Here is a 25,217-nt window from a genome sequence, read left to right on the forward strand (position 1 = left end):
TGTATGGTCAGACTATGTGTTTTTGCAGGGGAATACTGTATTTTCTATTTCTAATAAATTCATTAAAACATATTATAATTATGGCAACTCAAACTATTGACGCAACTCTTTTTGCGTCTTCACATCCCGATATTGTAAAGCGTACCAGTGTTTCAGGACTTATCTTTTCAGTAGCTATGCTGCTGGTCGGTGTTTTTATTTTTGCATCCATTTTTGAGATGAGTGATAAATCTTCCACTCTCAGCATGGCTTTGATGGTGCTGGGTACGGCATTCGTCTTGCTTGGCGTGTTCCGTCTGTTTTGGAAATCGAAGGAAGTGGTCTATTTGCCGACGGGCAGTGTGACCAAGGAACGCAGTGTTTTCTTCGATTTGAAATATTTGGGCAAACTTACAGATATGATTGAGAATGAACAGCTGAATGGCGAGACTGAAATAAAAAGTAGCGGCAGTGGAAATGTGCGCATGGATGTCATGATTTCTCAGGACAATAAATTTGCGGCTGTACAGTTGTATCAGTTTGTGCCTTACACGTATACTCCGGTAACTTCCGTACGCTACTATACGGGTAGCGATGCGGTTGCAGTGTCTACTTTCCTGGAGAAATGTAAAACAGCATAATCAGTCAAAGCGTTAGACTTGACTTTAACTGTGGTGGGGATTAGTCGGCAACGGCAATCCCCATTTTTTTCATCAGGAAGCAGGCGTTCATATTCTGGGCGATGCCTGGGCGCAAGCGGTAGGAGAATGTCAGTTCATTGTCCGTAATGTCTGCTTCGAAGCGATAGTTGCGGATGTCATCGGGGAAGAGGTCGATGAGTGTTCCCAGCAGTAGGTCGTGGGTGGCAATGATGCCATTGGCCTGCAAAGTCATGAATTGCTTGATAAGGGCAAAGGAGCCTTTCTGCTTGTCCATGGAGTTGGTACCTTTCAGAATTTCGTCGAGGATGATGAACAGTTCCTCACCTGCCTGCAGCTTGTCTATGATGAGTTTCAGACGTTTGAGTTCGGCAAAGAAGTAGGACTCGTTATCGTTCAGTGAATCCGAGGTACGCAAGCTAGTGATGAGCCGGGCCGGGCATATTTCCATTTGGCGGGCACAGACGGGGGCGCCGATGCAGGCAAGGAGGTAATTGATGCCCACCGTACGCAGATAGGTGCTTTTCCCTGCCATGTTGGCGCCGGTGACGATGATGAAAAACGGTCGTTTCACCATGTCGATGTCATTGCGGACACAGCGGTCACGGTTCATCAGCGGATGGCCCAGGGCTTCAGCACGGAGACGGAAGGAGGAAGGGGCATTGATGGGTGCTTCCGTTTCAGAATTGCTTTCTTCTTCTTTATTCAGGTTTCCTTTCCCCTTTCTTTCCGCTTGAACTATCTTTGGGTAAATATAGTCCGGATGATTATAGGCAAATGTTGCCAGTGAGTTGAGCGCATCCATTTGTCCGATGGCATCGAGCCACCCGGGCAGTTCAGCGGCATATTGCTCTTTCCAGGCTTCAATGCGCATGATTTGACGCAGCTCCCAGAAGAAGAGGCCGTTCAGAATGACGTACATAAAGACATTGTTGCGTTGGTCGAGTTCATCCATGAGCTTGTTCAGCTTGCTGATGGAGTGGGAGGCTTTCCGTTTTTCTCCGCCAATCTGTTGTTTTATCTCTTTGAGCAGGGTGACTTGTGCAGGCTGCTTTTCCATGAGGTGGAGCAGGGCGGCGTAGGTGGAGAGGATTTGCAGTTTTTTGCCATAGATGGCCTGCATCTTGGTGACTTTGCCAGTGAAGCCGAAGCCGGAGATGACGAAGCTGGTCCAGATGATGCCGTAGATACTTGCGGGTAGAATTCCTGCCATGACGAGTGCGAGGCAGATGAGGTTGGCTCCCGTCACCAGCACCGGCAGGAGGCGCAGTAGTTTTCGGTTCCGGAAGATGCTCGGACTTTCCGCCCATTGGCACAGTTCTGTTTCATCGGCGGCTTTTCCTTTGTACAGCAGGCCGAGGATACGGAAGCGCTGACGGAATTTCAGTTCCGGAGCCAGTTCGCTGACGGCTTCCTGGCGGCGGATGATTTCTTCCTTTCTCTCGAGATGTTTTCCCAGCCAGTGGGCGAGGCGGTGTTTCCCGGGCTGTGTGCAGGTACGGTTGATGTACTGGAAAAGGGAATGCGGACCGAAAACATCCAAATCATAGGTGTAGAGATGGGTGGGGTCGATGTATGCTTCGCCGTCATCGAAAGAAGACGTATCGTAATCCAGAGCGGCGAGTTCCTGCTCGTTGATTTCCATCTTCTTTTCCAGATAGTCCTTGCGACGAAACAGCCGGTTGTGGTATTTCATTAAAAATAGGAATGGCAGTAGGGTGATGAGGGCAATGCAGGCCAGTATACCCCAGCTCTCGCTCCAGAAATAGATAATTCCTACTACTCCTGCCACAAACAGCAGCAGGCGCAGGCTGCCGATGCGGTAAATCTTCTGTTGTACTTTATTCAGTTCTTGTCTTGCCTCTTCTGCCGTGTTGCGGTAGACGGCGCTGATTTTATCTATCGTATTTATTTGCTTCATACATGTTAAGTTTAAGGCAAAGATATACATTTTCAATTGTTTTTTCCGCGATTTTTTGTCTACTTCCGATAAAAAATGTACCTTTCGCTCACTAAAACAAAGTTTCAGAAAAGAGGAGGTTGGGATATGAAGAAGAGTTGGTTGTCAGGCGTTCTGATGTTGCTGGCGGTTTTGCCGGCGGCGGCGCAACAGGTAATGTATTCCAATCTGAAAGAGTTGGTGGAGAACCGTGGCGATACGGTTACCACGCTGAAGATTGAGAAGCGTACAAAGAACCAGATTTACCTCATGGGCGGTGCCGATTATCGTATTACGGTAGACGACAATCCCGGTCTTTGCCGTTATTTGAAGTCCCGTTGTTATGCTGTACGGGTAGATACCTCGCTTTATGTCAATTGCCGTAAGATGCGCTATAAGCGTTATCGCTTCGGGCAGTGGTATGCACCTGCCATGTGGCTCGGCGGAAAGGTTTACTTCTGTGCACAGCCTGTGGGACAAGCAGCCACCAGTACCATGACTCCCGATGATGCCACACGATTGGGCGGTGAAGTGGGAGACGCCATCAATGCTTCGGGACTGGTGCATGCCCGCGTCTATTACGAACTGAATCCCGAAACTGGAAAGTCCGAGTTCGTGGGACGTGAGCGAATGATGCAACTGCTTGCCGGATACCCGACACTGCACGCCGAATTCGAGAAAGAAACAAGCGAGTCGGCAGAGGTCATCGGCAAGTATCTGCGTGCACTCCGTCCATTAATCACTAACCATTAATCATTAATAAGATGATATTATTGCAAGACGTGCCCGATGGGTACGAATACTGCTTTGCGGGTAACGGGAAGTGCCCCAAAGCCTCTTCCTGCTTGCGGGCGATAGCGGCACAACTGTTGTCCGAGAGTGAAGGCCCCCAGCCACAGTCCGTTCGTGCGGTGAATCCTTTTTATGTCGGCAGCTTGTCCGGGTCCTCCACTTGTGCCCGTTACCGCTCCAGCGAGCAGCTGCACTATGCCCGCGGTATGACGCACCTTTTCAACGAAGTACCCACCAAGCTGCTTTTCACCGTGCGCCATCGCGTGATGGGATGCTTCTCTTGTGAACGCTATTACTATCATTGCCGCAAGGGCGAGCGCCCTATCTCTCCCGAAGAACAGCAACGGATAGCCCGGGTATTCAAGGCAGTAGGCATAAGCACCAAGCCTAAGTTCGACCGCTACGAGTATGCGGTAGCTTGGTGACCGGCTGCAAAGTCATTGCACGCCTTTTGCAGCGTCACTGCAAACCCGTTGCAGTCGCGCTGCAAAGCAGTTGCAGTATCACTGCAAATAGGTATGCAGTGGCACTGCAAAAAGCATGCACTCACTTTGCAGTGAGAAGTCTCTGTTGTTCACGTTGTTAAAGTATGAATACAATGAGGCCTTATCCTCCTTTTTTGGCCCGCTGTTTACAGATTGCAGAAGAAGGATACGAATACCGGTACACTCATATCAATTAATATTCCGTGGAATATAGCGATAGGAATCACATCCTTTCCGGAATATTGGGTGATGGAGGGTAGAAGTACATCCATCGAATTGACCCCTGCCGCCGATATAGGTGCCAGTTTGCCGAAATATTTCCGGATGAGCGGTGCACCCAGCAAAGCCATCATTTCACGGAAGATATTGGCAAGCAGGGCGATGGTGCCCAGTTCCGTGGCGAGTTGCAGACCTATGGAAGGTTCCTTGAATTGCGTAATCAGAATGGAGGAAAGCGAATAATAAGCAAATCCGCTACCCACCGCCATGCAGTCGAACACACTCCATTGGCTCAACAGCAGACTGGCGAAGGCGGAGAACAACAGTGTTCCCACAATGGTGGCCATCGGCACCAAAAGCATTTTGGGCCGCAGACTCTTGACCAGCTCCTTCAATTGCTTGTTGCTCCCGATGCCGATGCCCACCTGGAACATCAATGCATAGAGCACATACATGGATAAGTCGTGCAGGTCGAACTGAAAATCATTGGCTACTCCCATCAGGCAGCCGGCACAGAAAAATGCAACAACCATCAAACTTCCCTTCATCTCTTCTCTCCTTTCTTAAAAAATAGGTGAAACACCATCAGTGAGGCTAGCATGCTGCCTGTAATGCTCAGTGAGGCCAGTACGGCGGCCTGCCACCCGAATCTTCCCAGATTGTCAACAATCAGACGGTTGGAACCGATGGATACACCGAGTACAAAGAGCAGCAGTAAGATGGTGAGCGAGGCGCTTTTCTCCACTTTTTGCAACATCTGTACATTACGCATTAGGTATCCGATACCGATTCCTATAAACATGATGGATATAATTGTAAACATAAGTTTTTTTCTTTTTTGGGTGAATACATAGGTTAGTCCGGTTTTTCCGAACGGAAACTCCATACACGGCATCTCTCCCTCCTTTTCTCGGTAAGGGAAGTGCAAAATAGTAAGATGCAAATTGCAGGATAGTTAAATGAATCCGCTGAACCAATGTACGTGCACTATGAAGTGGCCGCATAAGGTCTTGTTGCCCCATGCAGCATTGCGCGTATTGTATCTTGTAGTTAAGTACTGGTTCATATCGTTTTTGAATTTCGGTGCAAAGGTAATGCTAGTTTGAATAATTTCCAAATAAATATTCATAATTTGTTTCGTGAAAAGATTCTTTGATGCGTGGAAGTTCCCGTAAAAACATTATTTTTGCAAGAGAATAGAGGAAAAACAAGAGCTCCTTTGTTTAGAAATATAGTTTTAAAAAGAGAAGAGATATGAAAAGATTGAGAGATTTAACTGCTGTTCTTGGCATGGTTGCTTTGGCTGCTTGCAACAATGCCTCCATTGAAGGCTCCTGGGTGGAGCCGGTTCCGGGAATGCCCGGCATGCAACAAGGTTTCGTTCTTGATAGGGACGGAAGCGCCTCTTCCATTAACATGGCCACCTTGAAATATGAGGCATGGAAAAAAGTAGGAAACCGGTTGTTACTTTCAGGTACCAGCATCGGCAATCACCAGAATATTTCTTTCACGGATACGCTGACAATAGAAAAACTGACGCAGGACAGCCTGATTCTCAAAAGAGGAGAGTTGCTCTTGAAATATGCCAGGAACAATGAAGCTCTGAATCAAAAAACAATACCTGCTGCGGTGCTTACCCCTGCCAAGAAACTTCTGTCGGTAAGAGGCGAGCTGGTCATCGGCCATGAGGTGCGTTCCTTCAAAGCCGAAGGAGATTCTGCCGATTATTGGATTGTGGATGAGACCGGAGAACTCATGCAAAAATATGATGATATGACGAAAGGAGTTAAAAACGGAAAACCGGTATACGTAGAGTTGGAAGTAATCGATATGGGCAAAGCCGATGACGGATTTGCCGCCGATTATGAAGGTGTCTATCAGATAATGAAAATCAATAAAATGGCTTTAAAATAGAAATCCTCTTTGTTGGTTTCTGACTAAAAGATAAATAATCCCGGCATTCCATTGCGAATGTCGGGATTTATTTCTATATTGCGGCAAATATAGCCCTCGTGGGCTGACACTTTGTAAATCCTTAATCTTTATAGGACATGGAGATAACCTTAAGTAAAACATTGCCTTCCTATCCTTCCTTTGTCGAGGGTATCCGGCGGGCACCCGACCGTGGCTACACCCTTACCCCTGCGCAGACGGCTACGGCATTGAAGAACGCTTTGCGCTACATCCCCAAAGAGCTGCACGAAACCCTCGCTCCGGAGTTCATGGAAGAACTGCGTACACGTGGACGTATCTATGGCTACCGCTACCGCCCGCAGGGCGACCTCAAAGCGAAACCCATCGATGAGTACAAAGGGAACTGTATTGAAGGCAAGGCCTTCCAGGTGATGATTGACAATAATCTTTGTTTCGACATCGCCCTTTATCCGTATGAATTAGTTACCTATGGTGAGACGGGACAGGTCTGTCAGAACTGGATGCAATACCGGCTCATCAAGCAGTACCTCGAAGTGTTGACGCGCGAGCAGACACTGGTTATCGAAAGCGGGCATCCGTTGGGACTGTTCAAATCCAAGCCCGAAGCGCCCCGTGTCATCATTACCAATGCGCTGATGGTGGGGCTCTATGATAATCAGAAGGACTGGCACACCGCTATGCAGATGGGCGTTGCCAACTACGGCCAGATGACTGCCGGAGGCTGGATGTACATCGGTCCGCAGGGCATTGTGCACGGCACCTTTAATACGCTGCTGAATGCGGGCCGTCTGAAGCTGGGCATTCCGCAGGATGGTGATTTGCGCGGACGCTTGTTTGTTTCTTCCGGTCTGGGAGGCATGAGCGGTGCGCAGCCCAAAGCTGCCGAGATGGCAGGGGCGGCGGCAATCATTGCCGAGGTGGATGCTTCCCGCATCGAAACCCGCCATACCCAGGGTTGGGTGGGACACGTTACGGATTCTCTGGAAGAAGCCTTCTCGCTGGCTCAAAAAGCGATGGATGAGTGCCGCCCGGTTTCTGTGGCCTATCACGGCAATGTCGTCGATTTGCTGGAATATGCGGTGCAGAAGCAGTTGCACATAGATTTACTTTCTGACCAGACTTCCTGCCATGCCACCTACGAGGGCGGTTACTGTCCCGTCGGACTGACGTTTGAGCAGCGTACCCGTATGCTACATGAAAATCCGTCGGAGTTCCGGTGCCTGGTGAATGTTTCCTTGGAGCGTCATTTCAAGGCTATAAAGAGGCTGGTGGAACACGGTACATACTTCTTCGATTATGGGAACTCCTTCATGAAAGCCGTCTACGATGCCGGTGTGAGCGAAATTGCGCGAGACGGGGACGATAAGAACGGCTTCATTTTCCCCAGCTATGTGGAAGACATTATGGGACCGGAATTGTTTGATTATGGTTATGGTCCGTTCCGCTGGGTGTGTCTCAGTGGAAAACATGAAGACTTGGTGAAGACCGACCGTGCGGCGATGGAATGTATCGACCCTACACGTCGCGGGCAAGATTTGGATAACTACAATTGGATTCGTGATGCGGAGAAGAACAATCTGGTAGTCGGCACGCAGGCTCGTATTCTCTATCAGGATGCCGTGGGACGCATGAATATAGCTTTGCGCTTCAATGAAATGGTGCGTAAGGGAGAGGTCGGCCCCATCATGTTGGGACGCGACCATCACGATGTCAGCGGTACAGACTCTCCATTCCGTGAAACATCCAATATCAAGGACGGCAGTAATGTCATGGCAGATATGGCGGTACAGTGTTTTGCCGGAAACTGTGCGCGTGGCATGAGCTTGGTGGCCTTGCACAATGGAGGTGGCGTAGGTATCGGAAAAGCCATCAACGGCGGTTTCGGCATGGTGTGCGACGGTAGTGAGCGGGTAGACGAAATCTTGCGTTCCGCCATGCTGTGGGATGTGATGGGTGGTGTGGCACGCCGTTCGTGGGCGCGTAACCCTCATGCCATGGAGACGAGTGAAGAGTTTAACCGTACGCATGCAGATGGCTATCATATCACGATGCCGTATGTGGCGGATGAGGATTTGATTAGAAGCATGTGTATATTCTCTCATTAGCATATTACTCACATTAGCATATTAGAATATTATGGACAGAATTATGGAATGCGTCCCCAATTTCAGTGAAGGGCGCGATTTGCAAAAGATAGATAAGATAGTGGCTCCTTTTCGGAGCAAACAAGGTGTGAAACTGTTGGATTACAGCAACGATGAAGACCATAACCGCCTCGTGGTGACCGTAGTGGGTGAGCCTGAACCGCTTCGTGATGCTGTGCTCGAAGCTATCGGCGTAGCGGTAGAGCTGATAGATCTCAATCACCATCAGGGACAGCACCCTCGTATGGGTGCTGTAGATGTAGTACCTTTTATCCCCATCCGGAATGTGACGATGGAAGAAGCTGTTGCCCTCTCCAAAGAGGTGGGCGAGGAGGTTGCAAAACGTTACAATCTTCCTGTCTTCTTATATGAAAAGTCTGCTTCTGCCCCTCATCGGGAGAATCTGGCCGCTGTCCGTAAAGGGGAGTTCGAAGGTATGGCCGAGAAGATAAAGCAACCGGAATGGCATCCCGACTTTGGATCGGCTGAACGTCATCCCACCGCAGGCACAGTAGCTATCGGTGCCCGCATGCCTTTGGTGGCCTATAACATCAACCTCAATACTCCCAGTCTGGAGATAGCCCATGACATCGCTAAGAAAATCCGTTTCATCGGCGGCGGACTGCGTTATTGCAAGGCAATGGGAGTGGAGTTGAAAGATCGCGGCATCACGCAGGTATCCATCAACATGACGGACTATACCCGCACCGCCCTCTACCGTGCTTTCGAACTGGTGCGTGTGGAAGCCCGCCGCTACGGTGTCAGCATTGTGGGCAGTGAGATTATCGGTCTGGTGCCGATGGAGGCCTTGATAGATACAGCGTCCTACTATCTGGGATTGGAGAACTTCTCCATGGAGCAAGTTTTAGAAGCACGAATGTAACCGAATTAAATAGTACTAACTTAATTCCCCTCCTTACGGGGGAGGGGTTAGGGGAGAGGCTTTATGACAGAGAACCTTATTATATTCAATGCCCGTGTCGTGACCCCCCTCGGTTTTTCCGCCCGTCGCGGCAGCGAGATGGAGCAACTGAGCATCATCGACAATGCTACGGTGGAAGTGACCGACGGTGTCATCACCTACGTCGGTCCCAACCGTGGAGAGGAGCGTGACGGCTATTATCAGCACTACTGGCATTACAATGCCCGCGGCAAGTGTCTGCTGCCCGGCTTTGTGGACTCACACACACATTTTGTGTTTGGTGGCGAGCGTGCCGAGGAGTTCTCCTGGCGTTTGAAGGGAGAGAGTTACATGTCCATCATGGAACGTGGAGGAGGCATCGTGAGTACGGTGAAGGCTACCCGTGCATGCAATTTCATCCAGCTGCGCAGCAAGGCGGAGGGCTTTCTGAAGCAGATGAGTGCTATGGGAGTGACTACCGTAGAGGGAAAGAGCGGCTACGGTCTGGACAAGGAAACCGAACTCCTGCAGCTTCGGGTGATGCGTAGCCTTAATAATGACGAGCACAAGCGTGTAGACGTTGTCTCCACTTTTCTCGGCGCACATGCTGTGCCTGCAGAATACAACGGGCGGACGGACGAATACGTGGACTACATTATCCGCGAAGTGATGCCCGTAGTGGTTCATAATAATTTGGCAGAGTTCTGCGATGTCTTCTGTGAGCAGGGTGTTTTCTCCATCGAACAGTCTCGTCGCCTTTTGCTAGCAGCCAAGGAAATGGGACTTGCCTTGAAACTCCATGCCGATGAAATTGTACCATTAGGTGGTGCTGGACTGGCTGCTGAACTTTCTGCCGTCTCTGCCGACCATCTGCTGCATGCTTCGGATGCGGACATCCGCGCCATGGCCAATAAAGAAGTTGTGGCGACCCTTCTTCCGCTGACAGCCTTTGCTTTGAAGGAACCCTATGCCCGTGGACGCGAAATGATTGATGCCGGTTGTGCCGTGGCTCTTGCCACCGACCTCAATCCGGGCAGTTGTTTCTCCGGTTCCATCCCCCTGACATTTGCCTTGGCGTGCATTTATATGAAAATGAGTGTTGAAGAGGCCATCACTGCCCTGACCTTGAACGGTGCAGCCGCCTTGAACCGTGCGGACAGCATTGGTAGTATCGAGGTGGGCAAAAAAGGGGATTTTGTAGTCCTCGATACGGACAATTATCATTTTTTGCCCTATTACGTCGGGATGAATTGTGTCAATACCACCGTGAAGAACGGAGTTCTTTATCCGGGACTTTAGAGCTCCTTGAACATTAATATTTAATCCTTAATAATTTATTACCATGTTAGTTGATTTGACAGTAAAGGAATTTTTGAATAAAGTGGCGGGTAGTGATCCCGTCCCCGGTGGCGGTAGTATTGCCGCTTTGAACGGTGCCATTGCTTCTGCTCTTGCCGCTATGGTTGCCAACCTCACCATCGGCAAGAAAGGTTATGAACTTCACGAAGAGCTGATGCGCCATGTCTCCGGAGTTGCCTTGCAGCAGAAGGGAGCTTTTGTGGAAGATATAGACCGCGACTCTGAGGCCTACAACAAGGTGTTTGCCTGCTTCAAGATGCCGAAAGCTACGGATGAGGAAAAAGCGGCGCGCAGTGCTGCCATTCAGGAGGCTACCAAGTTTGCTGCCCTTGTTCCTATGCAGGTGGCACGCAATGCGTATGAGTTGATGACAGTCATCATGGATATAGCCCGCATGGGCAATCGCAATGCCGTTACGGATGCTTGTGTAGCCATGATGTCTGCCCGTTCGGCTGTGCTGGGCGCACTGATGAATGTACGCATCAACCTGGGTTCGTTGAAGGACAAGGAGTTTGTGTCCAAGCTCCAAAGTGAAGCCGATGAATTGGAACACTTGGCTTGTGCGAAAGAAAAGGAATTGTTGGACGAAATCAATCAAGAGCTGAAAGTATGAACAATGTCTATTACGTAGGTTCCGGTGAGCTGACCTTCGACCTCATCGAACGCATCATTAATGAAAACTTGAAACTGGAGCTGGCTCCGGAAGCCAAGCTGCGGATACAGAAGTGCCGCGATTATCTGGACAAGAAGATTGCGGAGTCGGAAGAACCCTTGTATGGCATTACCACCGGTTTCGGCTCGTTGTGCAGCAAGAGCATTTCGTCGGACGAGCTGGGCACCTTGCAGGAGAATCTCATCAAGAGCCATGCTTGCAGTGTGGGCGAGGAGATACGTCCCGTCATCATCAAGCTGATGATGTTGCTCAAGGCGCATGCCCTCTCTTTGGGGCATAGCGGTGTGCAGGTTATTACCGTGCAGCGTATCCTCGACTTTTTCAATAACGACGTGATGCCTATTGTGTATGACCGTGGTTCACTGGGCGCCTCCGGCGATCTGGCTCCTCTGGCCAACCTCTTCCTGCCGCTTATCGGTGTGGGCGATGTTTATTATAAAGGAAAGAAGCGCGAGGCTATCAGCGTGCTCGACGAGTTCGGCTGGGAACCGGTGAAGCTGATGAGTAAAGAGGGATTGGCATTACTCAACGGCACCCAGTTTATGAGTGCCAACGGTGTCTTTGCCATTCTCAAAGCCTTTCGTCTCTCCAAGAAAGCCGACTTGATTGCCGCCCTTTCCCTGGAAGCTTTCGACGGACGTATCGATCCCTTCATGGACTGTATCCAGCAGATTCGTCCACACAAGGGACAGATAGAAACGGGTGCCAACTTCCGCAAGCTATTGGAAGGCAGCGAGCTGGTAGCTCGTCCCAAGCAGCATGTGCAAGACCCTTATTCGTTCCGTTGCATCCCTCAGGTGCATGGGGCAACGAAAGACGCCATCCGTTACGTGTCTTCCGTTCTGCTGACGGAAATCAATTCCGTGACTGACAATCCCACTATCTTCCCCGATGAGGACCGTATCATTTCGGGCGGTAACTTCCACGGCCAGCCGCTTGCCATCTCCTACGACTTTCTCGGCATCGCCCTGGCAGAACTGGGCAATATATCCGAGCGGCGCATCGCCCAGCTTATCATGGGGTTGCGCGGACTTCCGGAATTCCTTGTTGCCAATCCAGGTCTGAACTCCGGTTTCATGATTCCGCAATATGCCGCCGCATCTATGGTGAGCCAGAACAAAATGTACTGCTATGCCGCCAGCAGCGACTCCATCGTTTCCTCCAACGGGCAGGAAGACCACGTCAGCATGGGTGCCAATGCAGCTACTAAGCTTTATCGCATTATGGATAATCTGGAGCATATCCTTGCCATCGAACTGATGAATGCCGCTCAGGGCATTGACTTCCGCCGTCCGGCAAAGACTTCTCCCGTTTTGGAGCGTTTCCTGCACGAATACCGCAAGGAAGTTCCCTTTGTGAAGGAGGACATCGTGATGTATAAGGAAATCCATAAGACAGTCGCTTTCCTCAACCGGACAAAGTTTGATTATTAGGAACTTCCCAATAAATCTGCCAGAAACATAATAATTATTAATCTGTTAACAATAAGAAAGGAAACTTAATTGGCGAATTGAGTTTTCTTTCTATATTTGTCTCGTTTTATTCCGATAATGAATAAAAATAGTTTTAGTTTAGAAAGGGAAGAAAAATGGGCGAACACACGAAGCATTCAACATCACGGGTGGAACTAAGGGAACGTATCATTCTGGCCGCTGTAGAATTATTTACAACAAATGGAATAAAAAGTATCACGATGGATGAGATTGCAGCATCTTTGGGTATCTCTAAGCGCACTCTTTACGAAGTTTTTCCGGATAAGGAAACCTTGCTGGAAGAATGTATCCTGAAGTCCCAGAAGGATGGTGATATTTTTGTGAAAGAAGTCATAGAGACTTCCAACAACGTATTGGAAGTTTTGTTGAGATGTTATCAGTGGAGCATAGAGCGTTTTCATGCCACGAACAAGAAGTTTTTTGAGGATATCAAGAAATATCCCAAGGCTTATCAGTTGATGAAGAACAACCGGAACCGGAGCTCGGAAGATACCGTGAACTTTTTCAAAGAGGGCGTGAAGCAAGGCATTTTCCGTGATGATGTGAATTTTGCTATTATCAATCTGCTTGTGCGCGACCAGCTCGATTTGCTGATGAATTCGGACATCTGCAATGAGTATTCTTTCCTTGAAGTGTACGAATCTATCATGTTCACTTTCTTGCGCGGTATCTCTACGGAGAAGGGTGCCCGTGTCCTGGAGGACTTTATCTGCGAATATCGCAAGAATCAGGTAAAGCCGGATGAAACGAAGGAGTAGTTTTAATAAATAATCTATTTTTGATTTATGAAGATGCAGAGATTTTGGGTAGGCAGAGCACTACTGTTGGCAGTTGCTGTGCTGTATGCCGGCGGCTATGTGCGCGCACAAGAGACAAAGGATACCCTGACCCTGACCCTTGACCGTGCCTTGGAGATTGCTTTAAGCGACAATCCTACCATAAAGGTGGCGGAGGAAGAAATTGCTTTGAAGAAAGTGACTCACAAGGAAACCTGGCAGAACTTGCTTCCGCAGGCAAGCATTGACGGTACGTGGAATCATACCATCAGTGCGGCACAGATGAATCTTGGCGGACAGTCGTTCAAGATGGGTATGGACAATTCGAATACGGTAAGCGGGGTGCTGAATATCTGTTTGCCCATATTCGCCCCTAGCGTATATAAGGCCATGTCGATGACGAAGACAGACATTGAACTGGCTGTGGAAAAGTCACGGGCTTCTAAGCTGGACTTGGTGAACCAGGTAACTAAGGGTTACTATCAGCTGATGCTGACGCAAGACTCCTACGATGTGTTGCAGAAGAGCTATAAGCTGGCAGAAGACAACTACAACATTGTCAATGCCAAGTATCAGCAGGGTGCCGTCAGTGAGTTCGATAAAATCAGTGCCGAGGTGCAGATGCGCAGCATTAAGCCGAATGTGATTTCGGCGGGTAATGCCGTGACGTTGTCCAAGTTGCAGTTGAAGGTACTGATGGGAGTAACGGCCGATGTGGATATAGAGATTGCCGACAATCTCGGCAACTATGAGACGGAGCTGTTTGCCAATGAACTGAATCAGCCCGCTGCTAATCTGAACAATAATACGACGATGAAGCAGTTGGACTTGAACCGGAAGATGCTCAATCAGAACATCAAGTCACTCCGTACCAACTTCATGCCTACTTTGGGTATGAATTATTCTTACCAATACCAGTCACTCTACAACGAGGACTGGAACATCCTCGATTATAATTGGAGCGGAAGTTCCGCACTGATGTTTACGCTGAGTATTCCTTTGTATAAGGCAAGCAATTTCACCAAGCTCAAGTCCAACCGTATTCAGATACGTCAGTTGGAGCAGAACCGTCTGGACACAGAGCGCAAGCTGAACATGCAGATTACCAGCTATCAGAACAATATGGCTGCCAGTTCAGAGCAGGTTGTCAGCAACCGCGAGAATGTGATGCAGGCACAGAAAGCTGTGCAGATTGCCGGTAAACGCTATGAGGTAGGCAAAGGTACAGTGTTGGAGCTGAACACTTCGCAAGTGCAGCTTACGGAGGCTGAACTGACTTACAATCAGTCCATCTATGATTATCTGGTTGCGAAGGCTGACCTTGACCAAGTCCTGGGAAAGGATTATATTGCAGGGAACGAAGAATGAAGAACTAAGAATGAAGAATAGAAATAAAAACAACGATATGAAAAAAGGTTTTCAATGGATGGTCCTGCTGGTGGTTGCCATGCTGGGGGCATGTAGCGGAGGTAGTGATAAAGCTGCTGCTGAGAAGGTGGACGAGAAACCGAAGGTGAAACTGGCCGAGGTGTCGTCCCGTCCCGTAGAACAGATTCAGGAATACACCGCTACGGTGGAAGCCGAAGTGAAAAACAATATTGCTCCCTCTTCTCCGGTGCGTATAGACCGCATTTTTGTGGAGGTGGGCGACCGCGTGTCGAAAGGCCAGAAGCTGGTCAGCATGGATGCTGCCAATCTGAAGCAGATAAAATATCAGCTGGACAACCAGCAGATAGAGTTCAAGCGTATTGACGAGTTGTATAAGGTAGGTGGTGCCTCCAAGTCGGAGTGGGATGCCGCCAAGATGAATCTCGACATCCGTGAGACTTCCTATAAGAATCTCTTGGAGAACACCTCGTTGCTCAGTCCCATTAATGGAGTGGTGACGGCACGTAATTACGATAACGGAGATATGTATGGCGGTGGAGAGCCGGTACTGGTAGTGGAGCAAATCACTCCGGTAAAACTATACATCAACGTATCCGAAGGCTACTTTACCAAAGTGAAGAAGGGCGCTCCCGTATCTGTGAAAGTGGATGTCTATGGTGACGAGGAGTTCGAAGGCAAAATCAGCCTTGTTTATCCTACCATCAACCCGGCTACCCGTACTTTCCCGGTAGAGATACAGCTTGTTAACCGTGACCAGCGTGTACGTCCGGGAATGTTTGCCCGTGCCACGCTGAATTTCGGAATACGGGACCACGTGGTCGTTCCCGACCTGGCCATTGTGAAGCGTGCCGGTTCAGGCGACCGCTATGTCTATGTCTACAAGGACGGCAAGGTGTCTTATAATAAGGTAGAACTTGGCCGTCGTATGGATACGGAGTATGAGTTGATTTCCGGTGTAGACAATAACTCTCAAGTTGTTATTGCCGGGCAGTCTAAATTAGCCGATGGTGTGGAAGTCGAGGTAGAAAAATAATATGGTAATGTGGTAATGTGATAATATGCTAATGTGATAATGTGATAATATGCTAATGTGCCAATGTAGCTACATTGCGCAGCCAATTAGCATATTAGCACATTGACAAATTAAAGAATTAATCTTATGAGTTTATACGAAGGAGCGGTTAAGAAACCGATTATGACCTCGCTCTGCTTCCTGGCAGTGGCTATATTTGGTCTGTTCTCTCTGTCGAAATTGCCGGTAGACCTTTATCCGGATATCGAGACCAACACCATTATGGTGATGACTACCTATCAGGGTGCCAGTGCCTCGGACATTGAGAACAACGTGACTCGTCCGTTGGAAAACGTGCTGAACTCGGTCAGTAATCTGAAGCATATCACCTCCCGTTCGTCGGAGAATATTTCTGTAATTACGCTGGAGTTTGAGTATGGATATGACATAGACGTGCTGACGAACGACGTGCGTGATAAACTGGACATGGTGAGCTCCATGCTGCCCGATGAGGTCGAAACTCCCATCATCTTCAAGTTCAGTACGGATATGATTCCTATCCTGCTGCTCTCCGTGCAGGCAGAGGAGAGCCAGCCGGCTCTTTATAAAATATTGGATGACAACGTGGCGAATCCCTTGGCGCGTGTGCCAGGTGTGGGTACGGTGTCTATTTCGGGTGCCCCCAAACGTGAGGTCAATGTATATTGCGACCCCAATAAATTGGATGCCTACAGCCTCTCAGTAGAAACTATCAGCTCTATTATCAGTGCCGAAAACCGGAATACGCCGGGCGGTACGTTCGATGTGGGTAACAATACCTATTCGCTGCGTGTGGAAGGTGAGTTCAAGGATCCCAAAGAGATGGAGAACATCGTGGTAGGTACGCATAACGGTGCTTCCGTCTATCTGCGCGATGTGGCAAAAGTTGTGGACTCTGTGGAGGAACGTGCACAGAAGACGTATAGCAACGGTGTGCAGGGCGCCATGATTGTGGTGCAGAAACAATCGGGTGCCAATTCTGTAGCCATTTCGCAGAAGATAATTGATATGTTGCCGCAGTTGCAGAAGTCACTGCCGAGCGATGTGAAGCTGGGGATCATTGTCAATACTTCCGAAAATATTCTGAATACGATAGACAGCTTGGAGGAAACCATTATGTACGCTATGCTGTTCGTTATCTTGGTGGTGTTCGTTTTTTTGGGGCGTTGGCGTGCCACGGTCATTATTTGTATCACCATACCGATGTCATTGGTTGCCTCGTTCATCTATCTGGGTATCATCGACGGCGGTTCACTGAATATCATCTCGCTCTCTTGTCTCTCCATTGCTATTGGTAACGTGGTGGACGACGCCATTGTGGTACTCGAGAATGTAACGACCCATATTGAACGGGGTTCCGAACCGAAGCAGGCAGCGATACATGCCACGAACGAGGTGGCCATCTCCGTAATTGCATCTACGCTGACTATGATTGCGGTATTCTTCCCATTGACGATGGTAAGTGGCATGTCCGGTGTGCTATTCCGTCAGTTGGGATGGATGATGTGTGTGATTATGACGGTTTCCACAGTTTCAGCCTTGTCATTCACTCCGATGATGTGTGCGCAGCTTCTGCGTTTGCAGAAAAAGCAGAGTAAGATGTTCCTTACGCTCTATACGCCGATTCAGCGTGCGCTGGACGGTCTTGACGTGTGGTACCAGAACCGGTTGAACTGGGCTGTGCGCCATCGTCTGACGGTTATGGCAGGCTGTGCCGCATTTTTTGTGGCAAGTCTGTTCTGTGCCAAGTACATAGGTACCGAGTTCTTCCCGGCAGCAGACAATAGCCGCATCGGTATCAACCTTCAGTTGCCCATCGGGGCCCGTGTGGAACGTGCGGAAGCGTTGGCTTCGGAACTGACAAACAAGTGGATGACGCGCTACGGAGATATGATGAAAGTTTGCAACTACACTGTGGGGCAGGCGGACTCTGACAATACGTTTGCTTCCATGCAGGACAACGGTAGTCATATCATTAGTTTCAATATCAGTCTGGTGAGTCCGGGAGACCGTGACGTGACACTGGAAACCGTTTGCGACGAAATGCGTGAGGACTTGAAGGGGTATCCCGAATTGGACAAGGCGCAGGTTATTCTGGGCGGTAGCACAGGCGGCATGAGCGCCCAGGCAAGTGCCGACTTTGAGGTTTATGGTTACGACTTCACCGCGACGGACAAAGTGTCAGCCGAACTGAAAGAGAAATTGTTGCAGGTGAAAGGTGTGAGTGAAGTGAATATCAGCCGTCAGGATTATCAGCCCGAATATCAGGTGGACTTTGACCGTGAGAAGCTGGCATTGCATGGCTTGAATCTTTCTACTGCCTCCAACTATCTGCGTAATCGTGTAAATGGTGCTTTGGCATCTTATTATCGCGAAGATGGTGACGAGTACGACATCCGTGTGCGTTACGCTCCCGAATTCCGTACAAAGATTGAAGATTTGGAGAACATCCTTATTTATACGCCTTCCGGTGAGGGTATCCGCGTGAAAGACCTCGGCAAAGTAGTCGAGCGTTCTGCTCCTCCTACCATCGAACGTAAAGACCGTGAGCGTATTGTTACTGTATCTGCGGTTATTTCGGGAGCACCTTTGGGCGATGTGGTGGCCGATGGTAATGCTATAATTGATAAGATGGACCTACCAAGTGGTGTTTCTATCCAGATTTCGGGTTCGTATGAGGACCAACAGGATTCATTCTCCGACTTGGGAACGCTGGCTGTATTGATTGTTATTCTCGTATTCATTGTGATGGCAGCTCAGTTTGAGTCTTTGAGTTATCCGTTCATCATCATGTTTTCCATTCCATTTGCATTCAGCGGTGTGTTGATGGCATTATTCTTTACGGGAACCAATTTGAATGTGATGTCGCTTTTGGGTGGAATCATGTTGATTGGTATTGTGGTGAAGAACGGTATCGTACTCATCGACTACATCACGCTTTGCCGCGAACGTGGTCAAGCGGTGCTTCACTCTGTAGTCACGGCAGGCCGCAGCCGTTTGCGTCCGGTATTAATGACTACACTGACCACTATCCTCGGTATGGTGCCGATGGCTGTAGGGCAGGGTGAAGGTGCCGAGATGTGGCGTCCGTTGGGGGTTGCCGTAATTGGCGGTCTGACGGTATCTACCATTCTGACATTGATTCTTGTCCCTGTACTCTATTGCTCGTTTGCAGGTGTTGGTATTCGGCGCACACGTAAGAAGATTAAGAAAGACCGTGAGCTGAATGATTATTACCAGTTGCATAAGGAGAAGATGACGAAACCACGTAAACAATGATTAATCATTATCCGTTAATCATTAAACATTAATCACTAAACATTATATAGCGTGAAATCAGTATTTATAACATTCGACCAAGCGTTCTTTGAACGTATCATGGCATTGCTTGATCGTCACAACTGCCGCGGCTTCAGCTATTGGCAGCAAGTACAGGGGCGTGGCAGTAAGACGGGAGAACCGCACTATGGCAGCCATGCCTGGCCCAGTATGTGTTCCGCCATCATCACTATCATAGATGAGGCTAAGGTGGCTCCGCTGCTCGAAGCGCTCCATCGGATGGACAAGGAGACCGAGCAACTCGGACTCCGTGCTTTTGTTTGGAATATCGAACAGACCATTTAATCGGGTCTGCTCTGTCTATAACCGTTATCCCCGGAGAAAAAATCTTGTTTCTTCGGGGATAATTCTTTTTTGTCCGGAGAGATTTTTCAACCTATATCTATATCTTTGCGTCCACATTAGGTATGGAAAAGAATTCATTGAAATATACGGGTCTGTTGGCGTTTATCGTATGGGGTGCATTGTTGCTGATGCATCTGTTGCCAAGTATTACGATGGGTGGCCGTGTGCTGAGGCGTGTGGATATCTTGGGGGACGTGCGTCGTCCTTCCAAGCCGGTGAGTGAGCCGGACAGCCTGCTGCCTCCGCCCCCGAAGGTGAAGCCCGCCTTTGTGGACACCTGCCGTGCGGGCATGACGTGCATTGAAGATTATAGTGATTCTACCATGCGTGGCATGACGCGGTTCTATCAGGCACTCGACGAGCTTGCCAAAGCACCCCGTCCGGTTCGTATCGCCTACTTCGGCGACTCCTTTATCGAAGCGGATATTCTGACGGCTGATTTACGCGAGATGCTTCAGCAGAAATATGGCGGTTGCGGAGTAGGTTTTGTCACCATTACGTCCATGACCAGTGGCTTCCGCCCTACAGTGCGTCATTCCTTCAGCGGATGGGAGAGTCATTCTGTCATGGACTCCGTGTTCTTTGACCGTAGCAAGCTGGGAGTCTCCGGACATTACTTTATTCCGAATACCGGTGCTTATGTGGAACTGCGGGGGCAGAAGAACTATGCCTCCCGTCTGGACACCTGCCAGCGTGCCAGTATTTTTTTCTATAACCGTGGCACAACCACCCTTTCTGTCCGCGTCAATCGTGGCGAAGCAACTACTGAGACTTTTGAGCCGATTGATGATTTGCAGGAGATGACGGTAGAGGGAAATATCGGTTCTGTCCGTTGGACGGTGGAAAGTGCGGACTCCACCTTGTTTTATGGCCTTGCCATGGACGGTACTTCCGGCATTGTGCTGGATAACTTCTCACTGCGTGGCAGCTCCGGCCTCTCCCTCCGTTCTGTTCCCGTGTGGATGATGCGCGAGTTCAACGAACAGCGTCCTTACGATTTGATAATCCTGCAGTACGGACTGAATGTGGCTACAGAGCGCGGACGGAATTACGACAAGTACATTGCCGGCATGCAGACAACGGTGCAGCATCTCAAGGAGGCCTTTCCGCAAGCAGCCATCCTCATAGTCAGCGTGGGCGATAGGGACTATAAGACCGAAGAAGGAGAGCTGCGTACCATGCCTGGCATCAAGAATCTGGTTCGTTATCAGCAGAATCTGGCAGCGGATGAGGCTGTCGCTTTCTGGAACATGTTCGAGGCCATGGGTGGGGAAGGCAGCATGGCAGACATGGTGCATGCCAAGCCGTCACTGGCCAATTATGATTATACGCACATCAACTTCCGTGGTGGAAAGCATCTTGCGGGATTACTTTATGAGTCTTTGATTTATGGCAAGGAACAGTATGACAGAAGGAGGGCCTACTATGAAGAGGAGCCATAAGGAGGATTTACGATTGTACGATTTACGATGTATGATTTGCTGCGCGGTGCTGGTACTGATTGCGGCGATACGGCCGCTCCATGCACAAGACATACTGCCAGGCAGCCTTTCGTGTCATACCGGTGGAGCGGATTGTGATACTCTCTGCCTCTATTCCCAACGTACGGATACGGTGTCTGTCCCTTTGATAACTTTTCCCGCCGCATTCCGGCAAATGAAGGAGAATGTACTTACCGACAGTCTGGGTATTCTTAATCCTTTCTGGGAGAAGTTGCGTCTGTCCCGGCTGGGCGCTTCCGCTGATACGCTTCGCATCGTACATGTGGGCGACAGCCATATACGCGGCCATATCTTCCCCCGTACCACCGGTGCGTTGATGCAGGACACTTTCGGGGCAGTCTCTTATACCGATGTAGGTATCAACGGTGCATTTTGTACTACTTTCACCCGTCCGGACCGTATTGCTGATATTGCGGCTCTACATCCCGACCTGCTTATTCTTTCCTTCGGGACGAACGAAAGCCATAACCGCCGTTACAATACAATGTTGCACTATCGCCAGATGGATGACCTTGTACGCATGCTTCGCGAGAAACTGCCGAATGTACCGATGTTGATGACCACTCCTCCGGGCTCTTACGAGAGTTTCCGGCAGCGTCGCCGTCGTCGGACCTATAAGATTAATCCGCGTACTGCCGTTGCCGTGCAGACCATTCGCCGCTATGCCGATGAAAACGGATTGGCGGTATGGGACATGTACGAAATACTTGGCGGTACCCACCGTGCCTGCCTCAACTGGCAGGAAGCCGGATTGATGCGTCCGGACCATGTACATTATTTGCCGGACGGTTACCGCCTGCAAGGCGAGCTGTTCTGCCAGGCCTTGTTAAAAGCTTATAACGATTATGTGGAATATTGAAGAATTTTTATCCGGATTGAATATAGACTTGGACCGTTTGCGCGATGTCTTCACTTATGACCCGCAAGCCCCGATGATATTCAGCAGTGGTATTTTCCTCTGGCTGTTTGTCGCTTTTATATTGGTTTATCTGTTGTTGCAACGCCGGACGACGGCGCGTTTGCTGTTTGTCACCTTGTTTTCCTATTACTTCTATTATAAAAGTAGTGGCACTTATTTTTTCCTGCTTGGACTGGTGACGGTCTGTGACTTTTTCATTGCACGTTTGATGGCACGCGAGGCTATTCCCTGGCTACGTAAGGCATGGGTTGTGTTGAGTCTGTTCATCAATTTGGGATTGTTGTGTTACTTCAAGTACACCAATTTCCTGGGCGAAACTTTTGCCTCGCTGACGGGAGGAACGTTCACGGCAATGGATATTTTCCTTCCGGTGGGCATCTCTTTTTTCACTTTTCAGTCGTTGAGCTATACGATAGATGTGTATCGTCGCCAGATAACGCCTCTGGGCAGTTTATTGGATTATGCTTTTTATGTTTCCTTCTTTCCCCAGTTGGTGGCGGGGCCTATTGTACGTGCCCGTGATTTCATTCCGCAAATCCGCCGTCCACTGTTTGTCTCCAGGGAGATGTTCGGGCGTGGAATCTTCCTCATCGTGAGTGGACTCTTCAAGAAAGCGGTCATATCGGACTATATCAGCGTCAACTTCGTAGAGCGTATCTTTGATAATCCTACTCTTTATTCGGGGGTGGAGAATCTGATGGGTGTCTATGGCTATGCCTTGCAGATTTATTGCGACTTCTCCGGTTACAGTGATATGGCTATTGGCATTGCCTTGTTGCTGGGTTTCCATTTCAATATCAACTTCGATTCTCCCTATAAGTCCGCTTCCATTACGGAGTTCTGGAGGCGGTGGCACATCTCGCTTTCCAGTTGGTTGCGCGACTATCTTTATATCTCTTTGGGAGGCAACCGGAAGGGGAAAATCCGCCAGTACGCCAATCTCATCATTACCATGTTCCTGGGTGGCTTGTGGCATGGAGCTTCGTGGAATTTTGTCCTTTGGGGGATGACGCACGGTGTTGCGCTTGCAGCCCACAAGTGCTGGATGACGCTCACCGGACATAAGAAAGGTGCGGAAAGCCGTGGCATTCGCCGGTTCTTCGGGGTGCTTATTACTTTCCATTTTGTTTGTTTCTGCTGGATATTCTTCCGTAATGCGGAGTTTTCCACATCAATGGATATGCTGAGGCAGATATTCACTACTTTCCGTCCGCAACTCTTCCCGCAGTTGGTGGCAGGCTATTGGGAAGTGTTCGCATTGATGGCATTGGGATATTTTCTGCATTTTGTGCCCGACAGTTGGGAACGTGCCTGCACAAAAACAGTAATCCGCCTTCCCTTGTTGGGAAAGGCGGTACTGGTGCTTGCTGTAATCTATCTGGTCATTCAGATGAAAAGTTCGGAGATACAGCCGTTTATTTATTTCCAGTTCTGATTACTTCTTCTCGGTAGCAGTGGAGTCTGCCTGCTGTCGGAAGGGTTCCCGGTAGTTGAGCCCGTCTCTCCGGTAGAGGCTGATGAGTCCGGCCAGTCGGGTAGTGAAGTTTGTATAATCTTTCTTTTCCTGTTGTGTCCATTGTACTTCGGCAAGGGCGGCCATACGGGGGAGAACCATATACTCTACCTGCTCGCTGGTCGGGATGTATTCTGTCCAAAGGTTGGCTTGTGCGCCGAGTATGTGCTTGGCTTGTTCTTCGGTCAGTGAGGCGGTAGGATTCAGACTGTATACTTTTTCCAATGGGACAAAGCCTCCGATGGCAAATGGTTCGTGCCGGGTATCCTCACTTTGGTAATAATCAAAGTAGCAATAGTCGTTGGGTGTCATTATCACGTCGTGTCCCAGTTGGGCCGCTTTGATTCCTCCTGCCGAGCCACGCCATGACATAACAGTTGCGTTAGGAGCGACGTCGCCTTCCAGAATCTCATCCCAGCCGATAATCCGGCGTCCTTTACTATTGAGGAACTTTTCGATACGTGTCATGCAATAACTCTGCAGACGGTCTTCGGCTGTATGGTTCTTGTCGGATTTCAATTTTTCGGTTCTGATACGCGCCTGGCATTTGGGACACTTTTCCCAACGGGTGCGGGGAGCTTCGTCACCGCCGATGTGGATGTATTTGGAAGGGAATATGTCAATGATTTCGGCCATGACATCTTCGAGGAACTGCATGGACTTTTCGTTGCCGATGCACAGCACATCTTCGAATACTCCCCAACGTGGACACACTTCATACGGTCCACCGGTGCATCCCATTTCGGGATAGGCGGCCAGTGCGGCAAGCATGTGTCCGGGCAGGTCTACTTCGGGGATGACCGTGATATAGCGCTCCTCGGCATATTTTACGATTTCCTTGGCTTGTTCCTGCGTATAGAAACCGCCATATCGGGTATTGTCATACTCTTCGGTATTCCGGCCGATGACGGTACGGTCGCGCCAGGCGCCAATTTCCGTCAGCTTGGGATATTTCTTTATTTCTATTCTCCAGCCTTGGTCTTCGGTGAGGTGCCAGTGAAAGGTATTCATATTGTGAAGTGCCAGTAAATCTATGTATTTCTTGATGAACTCAATGGGGAAGAAGTGGCGGCCCACATCGAGGTGCATGCCTCGGTAGCTGAAGCGGGGTTCATCCTGGATGCTGCCGGCAGGCAATAGGATAGAGGTGGCTTTGGTTTCGGCAGGGATTGATTTACGCAGGGTTTGTATACCGTAGAACACTCCGTTCTCGGTCTGGCCGTTTAGGGTCACCCGGTCGGCTTTGACGGTCAGCACATAGCCTTCCCGGTTGCGGATAGCCGGATCCAGTCCTAATGTGATGGCGCCTTTGGGCGCTTCGCTCCCCGGGGCAAGGGCTTCTGTCTGGAGGGTGTGGCCGGTGGACTGGCTGATGTATTCAGCCAGAAACTTAGCATTACGTTTCAAAAGTTCATTGTTTTCGGGGTAGGCGATGATGGTACCGGCATTCAGGTTGAAGGGAGATTCCTGACTCAAGGCAACTTCCTGGGGCAGGGGGATGACTTGATAGTTGGCTGTTGTTTCTACCCCGCATGAAGAGCAGGCCAGGACGAGGGTACCTGCAAGGAGCATGTGTGTAAGTTTTCTCATGGCATTGAATTGATTAAATTAGTGTCTGACAAATATACGCAAAAAATACTAAAGAGGTAGAGGATAAGGGGGATTTATGTATGCTTATGCTTCAGTTCTCTTTGCTCTATACTCCTTGGGTGACATTCTCGTGTGTTTCTTGAAATATCGTCCGAAAAAAAACTGGTCGGGAAAACGGTATTTGTCGGCAATCTCTTTCAGTATTAGCTGTCGCC

At 49.4% G+C, this 25,217-nt stretch carries 21 protein-coding genes and 1 pseudogene; 17 read left to right on the plus strand and 5 right to left on the minus strand.

Translation table 11 applies throughout. The annotated features are described in order from the left end of the window. Positions 1 to 80: 80 nt before the first annotated feature. Positions 81 to 620: a hypothetical protein gene (locus tag JXR92_RS06135; RefSeq protein ID WP_005833536.1), complete on the plus strand. Its 540-nt coding sequence runs from the start codon at positions 81 to 83 to the stop codon at positions 618 to 620. A gap of 40 nt (positions 621 to 660) precedes the next feature. Here the strand turns inward: JXR92_RS06135 and JXR92_RS06140 are convergent, their stop codons facing one another. Further along, complete coding sequence (locus JXR92_RS06140) at positions 661 to 2,559, minus strand: MutS family DNA mismatch repair protein (RefSeq protein ID WP_138346238.1); 1,899 nt, start codon at positions 2,557 to 2,559, stop codon at positions 661 to 663. A 126-nt stretch (positions 2,560 to 2,685) separates the two neighbouring features. Between JXR92_RS06140 and JXR92_RS06145 the strand changes: the two genes are divergently transcribed. Both JXR92_RS06145 and JXR92_RS06150 read left to right on the plus strand, forming a co-directional pair. Continuing rightward, entirely contained in the window at positions 2,686 to 3,330 is a 645-nt protein-coding gene (locus JXR92_RS06145) for a DUF6563 family protein (RefSeq protein WP_034525464.1), read from the plus strand. Between the two features lie 11 nt (positions 3,331 to 3,341). After that, positions 3,342 to 3,794: a DUF6078 family protein gene (locus JXR92_RS06150; protein ID WP_138346237.1), complete on the plus strand. Its 453-nt coding sequence runs from the start codon at positions 3,342 to 3,344 to the stop codon at positions 3,792 to 3,794. Positions 3,795 to 4,000: 206 nt separating this feature from the next. On the opposite strand, the gene JXR92_RS06155 is transcribed toward JXR92_RS06150, so the two are convergent. Together JXR92_RS06155 and JXR92_RS06160 are read right to left on the minus strand one after the other, a co-directional pair. Then, on the minus strand, positions 4,001 to 4,621 hold the full coding sequence (locus tag JXR92_RS06155; protein ID WP_117966505.1) for a LysO family transporter: 621 nt from the start codon (positions 4,619 to 4,621) through the stop codon (positions 4,001 to 4,003). Continuing rightward, complete coding sequence (locus JXR92_RS06160) at positions 4,618 to 4,896, minus strand: LysO family transporter (protein ID WP_005825664.1); 279 nt, start codon at positions 4,894 to 4,896, stop codon at positions 4,618 to 4,620. The genes JXR92_RS06155 and JXR92_RS06160 overlap by 4 nt, the downstream gene beginning before the upstream one ends. Positions 4,897 to 5,327: 431 nt before the next feature. Here JXR92_RS06160 and JXR92_RS06165 point away from each other — a divergent pair, with 431 nt between their 5' ends. The 14 genes from JXR92_RS06165 (at position 5,328) to JXR92_RS06230 (ending at position 23,334) form a co-directional block, all read left to right on the plus strand. Beyond that, on the plus strand, positions 5,328 to 5,987 hold the full coding sequence (locus JXR92_RS06165; protein ID WP_117966508.1) for a lipocalin-like domain-containing protein: 660 nt from the start codon (positions 5,328 to 5,330) through the stop codon (positions 5,985 to 5,987). Between the two features lie 137 nt (positions 5,988 to 6,124). Further along, positions 6,125 to 8,113, plus strand: a complete 1,989-nt coding sequence (locus JXR92_RS06170) for a urocanate hydratase (RefSeq protein WP_117966510.1) — start codon at positions 6,125 to 6,127, stop codon at positions 8,111 to 8,113. Between the two features lie 31 nt (positions 8,114 to 8,144). Then, positions 8,145 to 9,035 carry a glutamate formimidoyltransferase gene (ftcD, locus tag JXR92_RS06175; protein WP_131225726.1) on the plus strand — a complete coding sequence of 297 codons (891 nt, stop codon included), beginning with the start codon at positions 8,145 to 8,147 and terminating at the stop codon, positions 9,033 to 9,035. Between the two features lie 63 nt (positions 9,036 to 9,098). After that, complete coding sequence (gene hutI, locus JXR92_RS06180) at positions 9,099 to 10,352, plus strand: imidazolonepropionase (protein ID WP_117966516.1); 1,254 nt, start codon at positions 9,099 to 9,101, stop codon at positions 10,350 to 10,352. Between the two features lie 43 nt (positions 10,353 to 10,395). Then, entirely contained in the window at positions 10,396 to 11,025 is a 630-nt protein-coding gene (locus tag JXR92_RS06185) for a cyclodeaminase/cyclohydrolase family protein (RefSeq protein ID WP_117601029.1), read from the plus strand. Continuing rightward, positions 11,022 to 12,518, plus strand: coding sequence for a histidine ammonia-lyase (hutH, locus tag JXR92_RS06190; RefSeq protein WP_117601030.1), 1,497 nt, complete (start codon positions 11,022 to 11,024; stop codon positions 12,516 to 12,518). The genes JXR92_RS06185 and hutH overlap by 4 nt, the downstream gene beginning before the upstream one ends. A gap of 155 nt (positions 12,519 to 12,673) precedes the next feature. Continuing rightward, the gene (locus tag JXR92_RS06195; protein ID WP_117601031.1) at positions 12,674 to 13,336 is read left to right on the plus strand and encodes a TetR/AcrR family transcriptional regulator; all 663 of its coding nucleotides are present in this window, start codon (positions 12,674 to 12,676) and stop codon (positions 13,334 to 13,336) included. Positions 13,337 to 13,363: 27 nt separating this feature from the next. Then, a complete protein-coding gene (locus JXR92_RS06200) occupies positions 13,364 to 14,722 on the plus strand; it encodes a TolC family protein (RefSeq protein WP_138346236.1) in 1,359 nt (452 codons plus the stop codon). A gap of 37 nt (positions 14,723 to 14,759) precedes the next feature. Then, a complete protein-coding gene (locus JXR92_RS06205; RefSeq protein WP_131225728.1) occupies positions 14,760 to 15,776 on the plus strand; it encodes an efflux RND transporter periplasmic adaptor subunit in 1,017 nt (338 codons plus the stop codon). Positions 15,777 to 15,902: 126 nt separating this feature from the next. Continuing rightward, positions 15,903 to 19,073 (plus strand): efflux RND transporter permease subunit, encoded by a 3,171-nt coding sequence (locus tag JXR92_RS06210; protein ID WP_131225729.1) that lies wholly within the window; start codon positions 15,903 to 15,905, stop codon positions 19,071 to 19,073. A gap of 51 nt (positions 19,074 to 19,124) precedes the next feature. After that, the gene (locus JXR92_RS06215) at positions 19,125 to 19,418 is read left to right on the plus strand and encodes a PG0541 family transporter-associated protein (protein ID WP_005825638.1); all 294 of its coding nucleotides are present in this window, start codon (positions 19,125 to 19,127) and stop codon (positions 19,416 to 19,418) included. A 122-nt stretch (positions 19,419 to 19,540) separates the two neighbouring features. Beyond that, positions 19,541 to 20,920, plus strand: coding sequence for an SGNH/GDSL hydrolase family protein (locus JXR92_RS06220; RefSeq protein ID WP_117966538.1), 1,380 nt, complete (start codon positions 19,541 to 19,543; stop codon positions 20,918 to 20,920). Continuing rightward, entirely contained in the window at positions 20,868 to 21,839 is a 972-nt protein-coding gene (locus tag JXR92_RS06225) for an SGNH/GDSL hydrolase family protein (RefSeq protein ID WP_226791299.1), read from the plus strand. The genes JXR92_RS06220 and JXR92_RS06225 overlap by 53 nt, the downstream gene beginning before the upstream one ends. Then, entirely contained in the window at positions 21,826 to 23,334 is a 1,509-nt protein-coding gene (locus tag JXR92_RS06230) for an MBOAT family O-acyltransferase (RefSeq protein ID WP_117601036.1), read from the plus strand. The genes JXR92_RS06225 and JXR92_RS06230 overlap by 14 nt, the downstream gene beginning before the upstream one ends. Here JXR92_RS06230 and JXR92_RS06235 read toward each other — a convergent pair whose 3' ends face one another. Beyond that, positions 23,335 to 25,002, minus strand: coding sequence for a beta-N-acetylhexosaminidase (locus JXR92_RS06235; protein WP_131225731.1), 1,668 nt, complete (start codon positions 25,000 to 25,002; stop codon positions 23,335 to 23,337). It abuts the gene before it with no gap. 84 nt (positions 25,003 to 25,086) lie between these two features. Then, positions 25,087 to 25,209, minus strand: a pseudogene (locus JXR92_RS06240) (AraC family transcriptional regulator); the annotation flags it as partial. Between the last annotated feature and the right edge of the window lie 8 nt (positions 25,210 to 25,217).

The organism is Bacteroides parvus (genome assembly GCF_017309675.2).
Classification (GTDB): domain Bacteria; phylum Bacteroidota; class Bacteroidia; order Bacteroidales; family Bacteroidaceae; genus Bacteroides; species Bacteroides uniformis.